Annotated in this window: 10 protein-coding genes and 1 pseudogene; 2 read left to right on the forward strand and 9 right to left on the reverse strand. The window is 72.0% G+C overall.

Annotation, left to right across the window (positions count from 1 at the left end; all coding sequences use genetic code 11):
* Positions 1–126: 126 nt before the first annotated feature.
* Entirely contained in the window at positions 127–711 is a 585-nt protein-coding gene (locus IEY73_RS27140; protein ID WP_229716192.1) for a uracil-DNA glycosylase, read from the reverse strand.
* A 286-nt stretch (positions 712–997) separates the two neighbouring features.
* Between IEY73_RS27140 and IEY73_RS27145 the strand changes: the two genes are divergently transcribed.
* Positions 998–1,360 (forward strand): WD40 repeat domain-containing protein, encoded by a 363-nt coding sequence (locus IEY73_RS27145; protein ID WP_229716193.1) that lies wholly within the window; start codon positions 998–1,000, stop codon positions 1,358–1,360.
* 487 nt (positions 1,361–1,847) lie between these two features.
* On the opposite strand, the gene IEY73_RS27150 is transcribed toward IEY73_RS27145, so the two are convergent.
* The 7 genes and pseudogenes from IEY73_RS27150 to IEY73_RS27180 form a co-directional block, all read right to left on the reverse strand.
* Positions 1,848–3,020, reverse strand: coding sequence for a DUF2637 domain-containing protein (locus IEY73_RS27150; protein ID WP_189082170.1), 1,173 nt, complete (start codon positions 3,018–3,020; stop codon positions 1,848–1,850).
* 71 nt (positions 3,021–3,091) lie between these two features.
* On the reverse strand, positions 3,092–5,905 hold the full coding sequence (locus IEY73_RS27155; protein WP_189082171.1) for a BTAD domain-containing putative transcriptional regulator: 2,814 nt from the start codon (positions 5,903–5,905) through the stop codon (positions 3,092–3,094).
* A gap of 254 nt (positions 5,906–6,159) precedes the next feature.
* Positions 6,160–7,944 carry an AfsR/SARP family transcriptional regulator gene (locus IEY73_RS27160; RefSeq protein WP_189082172.1) on the reverse strand — a complete coding sequence of 595 codons (1,785 nt, stop codon included), beginning with the start codon at positions 7,942–7,944 and terminating at the stop codon, positions 6,160–6,162.
* A gap of 22 nt (positions 7,945–7,966) precedes the next feature.
* Positions 7,967–9,760 (reverse strand): Hsp70 family protein, encoded by a 1,794-nt coding sequence (locus IEY73_RS27165; RefSeq protein WP_229716195.1) that lies wholly within the window; start codon positions 9,758–9,760, stop codon positions 7,967–7,969.
* Between the two features lie 319 nt (positions 9,761–10,079).
* On the reverse strand, positions 10,080–10,364 hold the full coding sequence (locus IEY73_RS27170; protein ID WP_189082174.1) for a hypothetical protein: 285 nt from the start codon (positions 10,362–10,364) through the stop codon (positions 10,080–10,082).
* Between the two features lie 235 nt (positions 10,365–10,599).
* Positions 10,600–11,109, reverse strand: coding sequence for a hypothetical protein (locus IEY73_RS27175; protein WP_189082175.1), 510 nt, complete (start codon positions 11,107–11,109; stop codon positions 10,600–10,602).
* A pseudogene (locus IEY73_RS27180) lies at positions 11,106–11,535 on the reverse strand (alpha/beta hydrolase); the annotation flags it as partial. The gene IEY73_RS27175 and the pseudogene IEY73_RS27180, both read right to left, overlap by 4 nt.
* A 1,595-nt stretch (positions 11,536–13,130) precedes the next feature.
* On the opposite strand from IEY73_RS27180, the gene IEY73_RS27185 reads away from it, so the two are divergent.
* A complete protein-coding gene (locus IEY73_RS27185; RefSeq protein WP_189082176.1) occupies positions 13,131–13,745 on the forward strand; it encodes a hypothetical protein in 615 nt (204 codons plus the stop codon).
* 77 nt (positions 13,746–13,822) lie between these two features.
* On the opposite strand, the gene IEY73_RS27190 is transcribed toward IEY73_RS27185, so the two are convergent.
* On the reverse strand, positions 13,823–14,356 hold the full coding sequence (locus IEY73_RS27190) for a hypothetical protein (RefSeq protein ID WP_189082177.1): 534 nt from the start codon (positions 14,354–14,356) through the stop codon (positions 13,823–13,825).
* Positions 14,357–14,520: the final 164 nt, after the last annotated feature.

Below are 14,520 nucleotides of genomic sequence, written 5' to 3' on the forward strand. Positions count from 1 at the left end.
TACTCGGAGGAGCTCAGATCTGCAGCTCTCGATGGTTCACGGATCTGCCGCCGAGTGCGCGTGCCCGGCTGGTGTAGGGCAGTGACGCGGTGCTTTGCGTGCTGGCTCGCGCACGGGTCGAGCCGTTCAGGGTCCGTCTGCCGCGCTTGAGCGTTCGAGTAGCCGGGCGACCCGCTTGTAGGCGTCGAGGCGATGCTGGCGGCGCCGGTCACGTTCGTCCGGGTTTGGGGCCCAGAGTGCCTGCTGTGATGGGTGATAGGTCTGCACCACCTCGAGGCCGAGCTTCTGCAGCGGCAGCGGTTCATGACGCACCAACCGTTTCCAGCACGCTTGGGCGTCGCGGCCCTGCAGCAGTACGACCGTCAGACGCGGCATCAACGCGATCAACCGCATTAGCGCGTCGACGCCGGCGTCCAGCTCCTCCCCGGTGGGCTTACGGTTGATGTACCAGGGATAGGCATTCCACGGAGTGACCTCCTCCAGGGCAATTCCGGCGTCGGCAAACCCGCGAGCCTGCTGCTCGGCCGTAGCGTCGTCGTTCTCGACGCACAGAAACCCAGATCCGACACCGACCTGGGTGGCAGGCCCAGGATCGCGCAGCACCGACAGCACCCGCGCACGCGTTCCGCCGTGGACCGGAGCGACGTAGGGCAACCATCCGCGACCCTGCTCGTCGTGCAGCTCGTCAACGAGCGCGTTGATCGGCGCCACGTGCGGCAAGGTACGCCCATCGTGCTGTTCCTGCCGGAACGCCGGGTCCGCCATCCGCCTCACCACCGAGGCTCACCCCCTCCGCCAGCCCGCCTACCGGTAACCATGCCGCAGCACCGGCGCCGGCGTGGCTCACCTCAAAGATCTCGAAAGCATGAACCCGACCTCCGGCACATCGCCTCACCGCGGGCTCGGCTTCGTCGGCCGACGTCGAGAGAACGAACCAACACCGGACACGGCGCCTTCGTATCAGCTCGGGCCGGTCAAGCACAGCTCCGCGGTCGACATGGCCTTCACCACCGACCGTCGCCTCGCCGTCATCGCCGGGCGCGGCGGCTTCGTCGTCTGGAACTCTGCCGACGGTGAGCTCGTCTTCGACGGGCGCCCCCTGGACGAGCCCTCCGAACCGCTCTATCTCACCGAAGTGGTGACGGTGTCGTCCGACGGCGGGTTCGCCCTGGCTGGCGACGAGAGCAAGCAGACCGTCGACGTCTGGGATCTGCGGGCCGGGCGGCGGATCCACACACTGCACGGGCACCCCGCGCAGGTGCGGACCATTCGCGCCGACGCCTCCTTCAGCACGATCGTCACCGGCGACCATCAGGGCAACGTCCGGGTCTGGGGCCTCGACTGGGATTACGAGGAGTGAGCGCCGATGGCCAGGAACGATCTGCGGGCCCGGTTCGTGGCGAACCGCGAACGCGTCCGTTCCTGGATTGCGGCCTGGGAGATCCGCGAAGTCGTGTGGACCGAGGAGTTCAGCGAGATCCCCCGGCCCTGGGTCGTGGCGGAGCGAGACCGGGCGGGCTGGCTCAGGCGGAACGCACCGTTCCTCGACGAGTACGACTGGTGGTTCCTCGGCCGGCCCCTGACCCCGGGTGTGAGCGAGGTGCGGGCCCTCTGGCACTTCGGCCCCGACCACCGGTTCGAGAAACTCGACCTGACGATCGTCAGCGTCTGCGATCCCGAATACCTCGCCGAGAAGCTCACCATGGCGGTCCACCACGCTGCCCTGAAGGGCTGGCAGGCCGACGACGCGCAGCCGGTCTATCAGTGGCTCGTCCAAGGCATCCACACGACGCCGCTCGACGACTTCGTCCGCGGCCACAAGCGCCTGGGTTTCGTCCTGCTCCACTTCAGCCGCTTCCCGGCCGACGACGGTGAGGTGAGCGTGACGGTGAGTCCAGCAGCCCGGCGGCGCCGACGGCGCGGATGCGTTGCACGGTCCGCACGCTGGTCGCGAATTCCGTGGCGAGTTGTTTGTTGGTGGCCTCGGGCCGCCCGCTGATCTCGGCCCACCAGCCCTGCCAGCGTCGGCAGGTGGCCGGATGGCGGGGCAGCATCCGGGCGAGCTCGGTCGGCATGTCGAAGCCGTGCTCGGGCTCGTCGTGGCTTTGGTTGCCGCGTCCGGCGTGGTCGCGACGCTCATCTGGCGGGTAGCCCTCGTCGGTGATGGGGCCGACGTCTCTGCCCTTCTGCGTGGGGTCCGGCCGTCTGCCGGTGATGCGCGGCGTGCCGGCGAGGGGCGGGGGCTGGATTTCGGCGTTGATGGCGAGGGCCCAGGTGCGGGCGTCGCTCAGGTCGATGAGGTGCTGGGTGATCTCCTCGATCGGTGTGGTGGTGGCGGCGATGGAGGCAAGGATCGGGTCGTGGTGGTGGCGGGCGCGGATGCGCGCTTCGATGTGCGCGGCCAGTGCTTTCTGTCGTTTCTCGGTGGCCAGTTGCCGGCGGGCGAGGGTCAGGGATTCGGTGAGGCCGTAGCCGTGGTGGACGGCGAGGGTGCGGGCGCGCCAGGTGAGGGTGGGTGCGTGTTTCCATTGCAGGATCCCGTAGGCCGGTGGGGTGTTGCGGAGTTTGCCGGCGGCGCGTAGGGCGTCGCGGCGGCGGGCGGCGGTGTGGAGCAGCCAGACGCTGTAGGCGAAGGTTCCCAGGCCGGCGAAGACGGTGGCGAGGTAGGGCGAGTCGGCGTGTCCGGCGACGTTGATGCCGACGGCGAGGGTGACGGAGGCGGCGGACAGCAGGCGCCATCCGGTGGCGGTTTCGCCGAGGCGGCGGCGGGTGTCGGCGAAGGCGGAGGCGACGGCGCCGCCGAGGTCGATGACGAGGGCGAACGGGGCGACGAGCAGGGCTCGTGTCCACAGTGGCAGGGTGTCGGGCCAGGGTGGCAGGTCGGTGCCGACCCAGATTTGTCCGATGGAGGAGCCGAGCGCGGCGATGAGGTAGAACGTCCAGGCGGCTCGCTCCACCCCGGCGGTGCCCGGTGTGGTGGGGCTGTTGCCCGGTGCGGTGGCGGCCGGTGGGCGCAGCATGGCGGATGACCTTTCGGCGAGGCGAGGCGAGGCGAGGCGTCGCGGGGACGGGGTCGGCGGGGCGGGGCCGGTTATCGGTGTGGCGGTGCGGGAGCACCGGCCGGAGCGCCCTGCTCGTGCGGGTGGGGTGGTTGCCGGTGGTGCAGCAGTTGCCGGGCGAGGGCTTCGGTCTCCTCGGACATGTCGAGGTCGTGGTCGGCCAGGGCGCGGCGCAGGGTGGTGAGCCGGTGGCGGATGGCGTCGGTGTCGCCCAGGGTCGCGGCGGCGCGCATGGTGGTACGGGCGAGTTCGTCGGCGAGCGGGTCGATCTGGCAGGCGTGTTCGAGCAGGTGCCAGCAGCGGTGGGGGTCGGTGGCGGCGAGGAGGGCCGCGGCGTGGGTGTGCAGGGTGATGCGGTGGCGGCGGACGGTTTCGCGGTCGGTGTCGATCCAGTCGTAGTCGTGGCCGTCGGCCAGCCCGCCGGTGGCGGCGTTGAGGGCGGTGGTGAGGTGGGCCAGGCGTTGCTGGTCGTCGGGGGCTGCGGCGGCGGCCTGGTAGTGGTCGTGCAGGGTCCACCAGTCGACGTGCACGAGGCCGGGGTCGAGGTGGTAGCGGCTGCCGGTGTTGGGGACCGGTTCGAGGCGGGGCGTGCCGGCCGGCGGGGTGCCGGCGGCGTGGCGGATGTGTTTGCGCAGGTCGGCTACGGCGGTGGAGAGCCGTTCGCCGGCGCGGCGCAGGCTGGCGTCGGGGTAGAGGGCTTCCATGATGTCGCTGAGGTCGGCGCCGTCGCGGTTGACGGCGAGGTAGACCAGCAGCTCGAGGGCTTTGGAGCGGATGCCGGGGGAGGGCTGCCCGTCGGGGCCGAGGACCGCGGGAGTGCCGAGAACCTGCAGGGCGACCGGCAATCGTCCGGCGGCCGCGGCGGTGTGGGGTGTGGCAGTGGACGCGGCCGGATCTTGGTCCGGTGCGGCGGCGGGCGGGGGCTGGTGGACGGCAGCCGGCCGGGGCTGGGCAGGGCCGCGGTGGTCGGCCGGGGCGGCGGGTGGGGTGTCGTCGTGGGCTTCGCGCAGGACGGCGAGGATCTCGGTGGCGGCGGGGGTGTCGAGCACGCTCAGGCGGGGGATGTCGGGGTGGTCGGTGGTGCCGTCGGCGGCGACGGTCACGACGGTGCCGGCCGGCCAGTCCCCGATCACGGCGGCGCCGATGTCGACGCTGCGGCCCAGACCGATCGCGGTGCTCAGCCGGCTGGTCCAGGCCGGGCCGGGCGCCGCGATGATCAGCAGTAGCTGCGGCAGGGGTTCGGCGTGGACGTCGGTGTCGCGCAGGGCGGACACGTCGGCGGCGTGGGCTTCGGCGAGTAGCCGGGACCGGCGGATGATCTCTTCTTCGAGCCGGGTGATGGCCTCGGCGTCCGTGGTGGTCACGGTCAGCCGGGCGAGGGTGCCCAGGCCGGTCGCGGACGCGCCGAGCAGGGTGGCCAGGGTGGCGGCGGGGAGGAGGGCGCGGCCTTGGGCGTCGGGGTCGTCGGGGCTGCCGGAGGCGAGGGTGGCCACCAGCAGGCCGCGGGCGGCGTCGAGCGCGCCGTCGCCGGCCAGTCCCATCCCGGTGGCCAGCGGCAGCGCGGCGCAGCCGGCCAGGTCGGTGCCGGTGGGCCCGGGTGGTGGCAGCGCGGGTTTGACGGTGGCGGCCTGGTATTCGCGCACCGTCGGCGCCGCCGCCGATGGTGCATTGTCGGGTGGCGGGATGCGGCGTGTGCGGGTGCGCAGCCGGGTCATCGCGGCCAGCGGGGGCAGCAGGTCGGCGTCGTCGAGGACGGTGTGGGTGAGCGGGGTGGGCCGGTAGCGGTGCCGACGGCGCCGCCACACCATCGTCGCGGCGGCCAGGAGCCCGCCGGCCAGGCCCAGGGTGATCCATCCGCCGGGCAGGTCGACCCCGTCCGTTGTCGAGGCCGAGGGGGCCGAGGTGGGGGTGCCACGATGGGTCGGGTCCGGTCCGGGGGTGTCGGGGGATGCGGCGGGCGTGGGGGTGGTGCCGCCGGCCGGCTGCGAGGGCGGCGGGGACACACCGTCGTCGGTGGCGTGGCTGGGGGCCGTCGTTGGGGACGGGCTGGTCGAGGCCCCAGGTGGGTGGAGGCTGGGCTGGGCCGGCGCGGCCGGGGGAGACGTGGCTGGCGCCGGGCCGGTGGGCTGGTGGGCGGGCAGGGTGAGGATCCAGCCGACGTCGATCTCGTCGGGGTCGGTCAGGGCGTGCCCGTTGGCTTGGACGTGGCCGCGGTTGAGGTGGTAGATCTGCGGCCAGCGGAGCGGGTCGCCGAGGTGTTCGGCGGCCAGGTCCCACAGGGTGTCGCCGCGCACCACGACGCAGGTGCCGCCGGTCGCCTCCGCGCCGGACGGCCCGTTGCTGCCGGTCGCGGCGGCCGTGGTGACGGATGCCGGTGGTTGCTGCCGGGTGTCCGTGCCAGGGCCGGCCGCGGTCGGCGCGGCGCCGCTGGGGTCGCCGGGGTCGTGCAGGTGGGGGGCGGCGGCGACCGCTGCCGCGGGTGGTGTCAGCAGCGGGGAGGCGGCGGTGGCGACCACGGCCGTGCCGAGCAGGGCCGCGGCCAGGCTCTGCGCCGGGGCCGGCAGCCGGCTGACGATGGCCGGCCGGTGGGCGGTGCGCAGCCGCCACCGTAGCTGTGCGGTGAGCACGGCGAGGACCGCCAGGGTGATCAGCGCCCAGACGCTCCAGGCCAGGACTATGGCGGTCTGCTGCTGGTAGACGGGGTTGAGGGGGTCGTCCAGCCACGCCCGCACCTGCCCGGCCGACGGCGCAGCCGAAGGCACAGGTGAACCGGCCACGGCGACCAGCAGCGCCGGAGCGCCCAGCAGCCAGGCGGCGACGATCAGGGCGGTCCGGGCCGCCGCCATCAACCGGATCATGATCGTAGGCCCTTTCTGGACGGTCGCCGGGTTCGCCTCCGGGGCCGGGTGCTCGGGGCGGTTGAGGCGACGCTAGATCCGGTCAGGCGGCACCGGGCGGTCCTGGGCGCGCACGGTCACGCACAACGACGCACGCGGAATCACAACCGCAGGTCAGCGCCCCGCCCTGCCGGGCGCTCGGGCCGGCCGACGGCCTGCGGGCGGGAGGACAAGTGGCGGCCGGCGGGCGGGTGGTGACTGTGTCAGCGGTTCGCGGTGTGCGGGTCGCCGAGGGCGGTCAGCAGGTCGCGGGCGTGGGCGTGCAGGGCCTGGTTGTGGGGGTCGGCGGCCAGCGCGGCGCGGACATGGTCGAGGGCCTCGTCCGGCGGTGCGGCGGCGGCCAGGCCGGTGAAGGCGTCCAGGACGTCGCGGCGCAGCGCCTCCCGCGGGGGTGGCAGCCACGGCCAGCTGAACCCGGCGGCCAGCTCGCCGGGGTAGGCGTCGGTGAGCGTGCGGGCGGCGGCACGGCGGTGGCGGCTGGTCACCGCGCCGGCGGCGGCGGCGAGGACGTCGCGGAGGTGGTCCAGGTCGGTGGTGATCTGGTCGCGGTTGAGCCGGTACCGCTCGTCGTGGCGCAGGATCGGATCGCTCAGCGCGGGCTGCAGCTGGCGGCGCAGGTCGCTCAGGGTGGTGTGCAGCCGCTTGGTGATGGTGTTCGGGTCCAGGCCCGGCCACACGGCGCGGATCAGGTCGGTGGTGGACGCGCCGGCCGGATGCACGGCCAGGTAGGCGAGGATCTGCAGGGCGGCGCTGCGGCGCGGGTGCACCACGACGCCGTCGACCTGCAGCCGGCAGCCGCCCAGCAGCTGCAGCTGTCCCCGCCCGGCCGGGCGCTGCTGCCCGGCCGGCCGCGACGGCATTGTCGTGGTGGTGTGTTGCTCGACCAGGCGCAGCAGGTCGGCGGCCGCGGCCGCGTCGAGCAGGCACAACCGCAGCGGCGCGTCCCGGTGGTGGCTGGTGACCCGGCCGTGGGTGTCCACTTGCCAGCGTCGCCCGTGCGGGCCGTCGTGGCCGAGCAGCACCGTCGTGTCGGCCCCGGTCGGCTGGTGGATCACCAGGGTGGGGTGCCGGGCGGGCCGCTCGCAGCACGCCGGGGTGCCGGCGCCGGCCGCCGGGGCGCCGGGGCGCAGCCCGGGCAGCCCGGCCGGCAGCTCCCCGCCGGGTCCGAGCAGGACGTCCAGGTCGGCGGGGCGTGCCGTGACCGCCGGCGCCGCCCGGCCCAGGGCAGCCCCGAGCAGTGCGGTGACGAGCAGGCCGCGGGCGGCGCCGGGAGCGCCGGGTCCGTGCAGGACCAGCAGCCCGCCCGGCAGATCCGGCACCAGCGCACCAGGCAAGTGGTCGGCGGCGGGCGGGCCGGCGACGGCGATCAGGGCATCGGCGGTGTCCGGCAGCGGCTGCAGGTCCGCGTCACGCGGCCCGCCGCCGCGGGGGTGGTGCGGCTGGTAGTGCTGGCGGCGGTGCAGCCAGATCATCGCGCCCAGGACGCTCACGGCCAGGGCGGTGCGGTAGGGCACCCAGCCGCCGCCGGGCAGGTCGATGCCGGCCCGGGCGGCGTCGGCGTGCGGGCCGGGCAGGTCGGCGCCGGCCGCCGCCGGCACCAGCACGATGCCCTCGCCGGGCGCGACGGTGACGCCCGGCAGGGCCAGCGCGGCGACTCCGGCCATCGACCCGGCGGTCACCTGCGCCGCCGAGGGCAGCGCCGGCGCGCGCAGCCGCCGCATCGCGGCCCGTACGGCCGCCCGGGCCTGCAGGACCACCACGGCCACCAGCAGCAGCCAGACGCCGATCGCGGCCATGCTGATCAGCGCGGCGACCGCGGCGGCGCCCGGCGGCTGCTGCACCGCTGCCGACACCTGCGCCGGCGACGGCAGCCGCCACCGGTGCGCCCGGACCCACCACAGCGCCGCCACCGGCGGGCCCGCCACGACCAGCACCACCATCACGGCGGCGGCCAGGGCCGTGCCGGCGCGGCGGATCCAGCGCATCACCGGGCCACCGTCCCCGGCCGGCTCACGGGGCGGGCGCCGGGCGCCCGCTCCGGAACAACGCCCAGTCGTGATACGCCCACCAGGCGGCCACCGCCAGGGCGTAGATGACCGCGAGGATGCCCAGCCCGGACTGGGCGATCAGCGCGCAGAAGAACCCGAGCAGCGGCGCGGCCACGATCCGCAGCGCCAGATGCCGGGTCAACGTGCACGCCAGCGCCACCCCGACCAGCACCCCGCCGGCGTAGCCCAGAGCCCAGGCCCAGCCGTTGAACCACACCGGCAGATGACCGCGCCCCGCCGCGGCCGCCGCGGCGATACCCGCCGCGCCGGCCACGGTCGAGCTCGGCGGGAACGCCAGGAACCCGTCCCAGTCCCCGCCCGGCGGCCGGTACCGCCACGCCAGACCCGCCAGCACCGCCGCGCACACCACCACCGGCACCAGCGGTGTCAGCGTCCACCGCAGCGGATCGCTGACCGGCTTACCGAAATACACCGCGGCGCTCACCCCGTACAGGCCGGCGATCGCCAGACCCGCCGCCGCGGCCACACCGATCCCCGAACTGATCGGCCCGCCCCGCTGCGGCGCCGGGCCGCCGGCCGTCTGGCCGTGCAGGGCCGCGCCGATCAGTCCGGCCGCCTGCAGGCACATCAGCAGGGCCAGCAGCGCCGCGACGGTCGCCTCACCCCAGCTGGCCAGCACATAGTAGAAGCGGGCCTGCCGCTGCGGGGTGCCGTTGTAGAAGTCGGCGGCGAACACGAAATGCGCGAACAGCGCCAGCGACAGCAGCCCCGGCAGCAGCAGCCCGGCGACGCGGCGCAGCGGCGGCAGATCCGCCATCCACGCCGGCCGTGGCGTCACCTCCGGCGGCAGTGCGGCGGTGCCGGCGGCGCCGGACACGGCCACCAGGCCCGGCTGCTCAGATGCCTGCGGGGTCGTCCCGAGCTTGTCGGCGATCATGTCCGCGGATCCGGGAACCGCCGTGGCGGCCCCGAACGCCCACACCGCGTCCAGATCCGTGACGCTCAGGTCGGCGTTCGCCACCGCCTCGGCCGCGAGTTCCCCGGCACGGGCGAACACCGGCTGCGCCGCCTGCCGCAGCACCGCCGTGCTCACCACCGCCGACGGTTGGCCCGGCACCAGCACCGTCACCGCCGGCTGTTCTGCCAGGGCGTGTTTGGCCGCCCGGACACTGGCCAGCGCCGTCCACCGCTGCCCGCCCGGCAGCTCTTCCAGGCCGGTGCCGAGGACAAGGTCGGCCAGCCCGGCGTCGATGCGGTCCCCGCCGGCCTGCGCGTCGGCCATCGTGGACAGCACCTCGACCCCGGCGCCCGCCACAGCCCGGACCACGCTGACCTCACAGCCGGCGCCGACGTCGATCATCAGCCAGTGCGCCGGCGCCCCGGCCTCGGGCGGGGCGAGCCGCTGCGCCGCCGCCACCGGCGCCTCCACCAGCCGGACCTGCCCCAGCCCGGCCTTGCCGCAGGCCCGCCGCCACCACGTACGCCGCCGCGGTCCCCACCCCGCGGGAACCACCGTGCGCACATCGGCCACCCGGTCACCGGCCACCGCGGTCGCCTCGCTGGCCACCCGCCGCAGCGCGGCCACGATCAGCTCCGCCGGTTCCATCACCGCGCCGGCCACCACCACCGGGCCGTCACCGGCCGCCAGCGGGGACACCACGAACCCGTCCGGGTCGGTGTCGGCCTGCTGCCAGGCCGTCGCCCCCACCCACGTGCCGGTTGCGCTGACATGTGCCGCGTTGGACAGCACGGGCTGGCCGTCGAAGCTCAGCGGGGTCGCCGTGCCGTCCGGCATCACCAGCACCGCCTTGGTATAGGCGGAGCCGTAATCAAGAGCCAGCCAAGGTCGACCCGGATGCACGCCTGACAGTGAAACAGAAGAAGGTCAATGCGTCACCCGGCTAACACCGCTACAGTCGGCAATCGGATTCGACAAAGGGAGACCGAACCCCGGACACGCCGTGGCCAGGGCGGCAGCATCCACCGGAGCCGGCGGCAAGCAGGTCGTTTCGCACCCGTGGATCGCTCGGCGAGCCGGGCACCGTCACCGTCCAACCCGACGGTTGATCAATATCGCGGGAGTCCTGGCCGCACGTCCCGCCGGTGTTCAGGGTTCAGGTCTCGGCGAGCACGTTGTTGAGTTCGGCGGCGACTCGGCCGCCGTTGACCCTCGCAAAAGCGGCCACGCTCAGCCCGGACGCGGCGGCGTCCTCGGTCAACGCGCTCCTGGACAGCAGCAGGCGGCGCACGGTCGAGCCTGGCGCGAGGACTGCCTCCGGGCTGACGAAGCAGATCCCCTCGTCGCTGTCGACCAGGCATGTGCGGCGACCACGCATCCGATCGGCGATGGCCAGCGCGCGGACGTGATCGGCGGTGACGCGGTGCGGCTCGGCGACCATCACGGCTCCTTTGACAGGCGGGGCCGTCCTGGCCTGCGGTGCCACCCCGTACGGGCGCGACCAGCTTCGACCCGCCGCGCTGAACCGTACCGGACGCGCCATTGATCACCCCGCTCGACGGTCCGGGACATCAACGCTCAAGCTCGTGGGTGCCTTGCACCGGCCGCGGCCCCGTGTCTTTCCGAGCCTGCAGGAATGCGTCGACTTCAGGGCGGCCCGATCGCCGCCGGAGGGTCTACTGCGGGTTGGGTGTGCCGTTCGGCCAGATGCAGGGTGAGCTGCTGCTGAGGGTGAAGTCGAGGTGGTCGCCGCGGGCGAAGGCGCGGACGATCACCGCGTAGCCGTCGGGGGTTTCCACGACGTATTTCGGGTCGGGCCGGGTGCGGCCGTCGTCGTGGACGCGGTAGTGCGGTTGTTGCCAATAGCGGACCAGCGTGGATATCACTTGGTCTGCCGGCCATGTCTGGCCGGTGGTGGGTGGGACGAGGTTGTATCGGTGTTCGACGAAGATGCGGCCGGCGGGTCCGTTGTCGGTGGGGTCGTCGCACGGTACGCCGTCGCTGTGCTGGAGTGACGCGCCGTCGGGTAGCGCGGCGAACGCTGCTCGGGCGAGCTGCTCGACACGGGCCTTGGCTTCGGCCCGGGTGTCGGTGGGTTGCACTTTGTCCTCCGTGGAGCAACTCGCGAGGGCGAACGTGGCCAAGACCGCGCCGAGCAGGGACGCAGTGGTGCTGCGGAGTCTCATCGCAGTCTCTCCGTCTGACCGGTGACGATGTAGGCCATGTTCCTGCGGGCGATGTTGCGGTTATCCCAGTATGCGGAGTGGGTGGCGGCTTCGTTGTCGGGGTTGCCCGGGGGAGGCGACGAAGACGAGCGCGTCGGCGTTGATGGCGGGGTTTTGGGCGGCGTGGCCGATGACGGTGGATCCGTAGCTGTGTCCGAGCACGGTGTTGCGGGAGGGGGTGTCGCCGTCGTGGGTGGCGCGTAGTCCGGTTTGGAAGCGGTCGAGGTCGTCGGCGGCGTCTTCGGCGTAGGTGCTGGATCCGGCTTGGGGGATGCTGTCCGGAGCGTCGTAGCCCAGCCAGAACACCGCTGAGGTGGACGCGTCCGGGGCGTAGAGGGTGGCGTCGCCGGCCATCAGGTCGGTGCGGGTGACGTCGCCGCCGACTTCGAGCGCTACCGGCCGTGTAGCGGTAGGCCTGCCACGACATTCGTGGCACCCCGGCCGACATCGTGGACGTGGTGGACTTGTGCGGCGTGGTGGGCCACGCTGTGGGCGTGGCCGGTGAAGTATGGCAGGACGACAGTTGCCCTGACTGTGGCGGAGAGCTGCGGCTTGCCGGGCTGCTGCTCTGTTACCGCCCGGAGGACGACCGGCGTGTCTGCCGGGCCCCACTGTGGTGCTCCACCTGCGATCGGGTGTGGAGCCGCTGGGCAGATCGCCAAGACCCGCTGGAGCCCGACGAACCGCTGCCCGCAAGCATGAAACGGTCGTTACTGGGCCGATAGGCTCGTACCGGGAACAGGGATACCTCTGAGGACTTAGCCGGTTCGGTGCTCTGCGACACACGCGGGACTCGTTCAGACCGGGACGTTCCCGGAGACGCCTGCTCCGCGAGCGGTGAACCGGGTGTCGGCGATGCCCCCGCCGCGCCAGGGCCAGCTCCCCTGCGGGAGGGCCCTAACCGGGCGCATCATGTCGTATCGCAAACCCGCGCCGCGAACGTTTCGCCGGGGATCGTCGGCATAAATGTCTGATGCAACGCGCCGCAGGTCACACGGGTGCTAGGACCGCTGCCGACTCGACGATTCACCCCTGCCACTCACGAAGAGTCACCAGTGACGCAGCCAAACACGCGGATTGTGGCATGTGAGTCGGCCCCGACAGGGTAGTCAGGCGAACACCTGATTTCATGGGGCCCGCTAACGACCGCTATGGCGGGTCTCCATGCTGACGGCAGCGTTGGCGTGCAGCAAAGAGTTCTGACAACGCCCTAAGGACCTCAGGTATCCTTTCGGCTGGAACCTTGAGCAACACCACCAGCGCTACAACGAGGCGGGGAAGGGTCCAAGAAAACACGACGATAGCCAGACACATCGGGCTACCAAATATGGCATTTGCCAGCACATCGAGGGACATGACCTCTCCTCACTCGCCTGACCGAGTGAGTGCACCAAACTACCTCACCTCGATCAGTCAGAACTGATCTCGAAGAGGCCGCTTGGTTGCCGCCGAGCCGCCATCTCAACGACGCCACAGATCTCTTGCTGCGTCTGTGCGTCCTTCCTATCCATCCAGTCGAAGCATACCAAATACCGCACTGTCTGCTATAGAGTGCAATCAAACAGGTGACCGCGCACTCCTGCGCGGCGATTTGTTTGCTGATCTACGACCGCCACCAGTCCGGAACCGAGCACTGAGATCTTCATTGCATCCATACGCACATCACCCGACGATCCGACATCTCCCGGCAGGGGCAGCCAACACCGCAGGGAGCGGTTTGAGATGTATACGGCCGCCACGATCTACATGCCTCGACGTCTACACCGCCGCCCGTCTGCTGGTCCACAACCGGGAATGCCCGCCTTCAACTTCCGCACCCACCCGCCACGCCGATCATCGGCGAATCGACCGCGATCCGGCGATGCTGCGCCGCCACGAACGCCCTTGCGGGACACAAACCGCCGATGCAGCAGGTCGCCCGCACCGCTATGAGACGACGCATGACCCAACGCGATCGTTGACCGGCAGCGACCGTTTGATAGGTGCCGTGCCTGCTCGTTCGGCAGGATGTGCTGGTGAGCCTACCTCCCTCTGAACGATCCCAAGCGCGGTTGGACGCCGCTCACCTCCGGCGGCTGTCCGACCTCGCGGAACAAGACCATGAGTACTTCACCCGAGACGACGGCCGGCCGGAGTACCGGAACCGTCGTCTTCTCGTCGCACTCGGACAGGGTGCCGCTCTACACTACCTGGACCGCCGTACGGGTATCAAAGATCTCGATTTGTGGACGTTCTATGCCGCCGTTCCCGGCCGCCGCTTTCCCGCCGACAAGCGCGAAACGCACGCCGATTTCGGAGAATCGGATCTGGGCCGTCAGCGGTACGACCTGGACGCGGCTCGTAACCAACGCGAGCGCAGCCGATTCCAGACCTGGCAAAACTATTCGGGCCGTCGAGTCGATTTCATGCTGCGGTCTCTGCCGGTGCCGCCCGACGCCGTTATCGAGGATGCTGTCGCTGCGGTGCAGCGCTGGCTGGCCCAGGGAGCCGCGACGAATGCGCGTCACAAGCCGACCCCGTGGCATCTGGCGAAGAAGGCCATGATCCTCGTCTGGCCCCACGAGCGGGCGGGCGATCAGCTATGGCCACGTCCGTAAACCGGTACTTCCACCGATCAAGCGTCACGCCGTCGGGCGCTGGGCGCAAAGCGGCGGCGGGCACGCAGAAGGCGGACCTACTGAGCGTCGGGTGAGCCGTTGGGCCAGATGCAGGGTGAGCTGCCGGTGAGGGTGAAGTCGTGGCGGTCGCCGCGGTCCAAGGCGTCGAGGGTGAGGGCGTACCCGTCGGGGGTTTCGACGACGTAGCGGGGATCAGGGTCGGTGCGGCGGTCGTCGTGGACGCGGTAGCTCTGGTCATGCCAGTAGGCGACCAGGGCGGGGATGACGTCGTCGACGGACCAGGTGTCGTCATCGGGCGGGACGAGGGTGTAGCGGTGTTCGACGAAGATCCGGCCGGCGGGTCCGTTGTCGGTGGGGTCGTCGCAGGGAGCCTCGTCGCTGCCGTCGTGGTACTTCAGCGTCGTGCCGTCGGGCAGCGCAGCGACCGCTTGCCGGGTGAGCTGATCGACGCGGGCTGTTGCCTGGGGCTGGGTGTCGGTGGGTTGCACGGCCTCATCCTTTGCGGTGCAGCCGGTCGGTGCGGTCAAGACCAGGGCGGTCACGGTTATCGCAGCCAGCATCGACGCGACGGCGCGGTAGGGCACTGTCATCGCAGTTTCTCCGTCTGACCGGTGACGATGTAGGCCATGTTCCTGCGGGCAATGTTGCGGTTATCCCAGTATGCGGAGTGGGTGCCAGCTTCGTTGTCGGGGTTGCCGGGGGCGCTGGTGAAGACGTGGGCGCCGAAGTCGTCGCGGGTGGGGTCGTTGCCGTG

The organism is Mangrovihabitans endophyticus (assembly GCF_014646155.1).
Classification (GTDB): Bacteria; Actinomycetota; Actinomycetes; order Mycobacteriales; family Micromonosporaceae; genus Actinoplanes; species Actinoplanes endophyticus.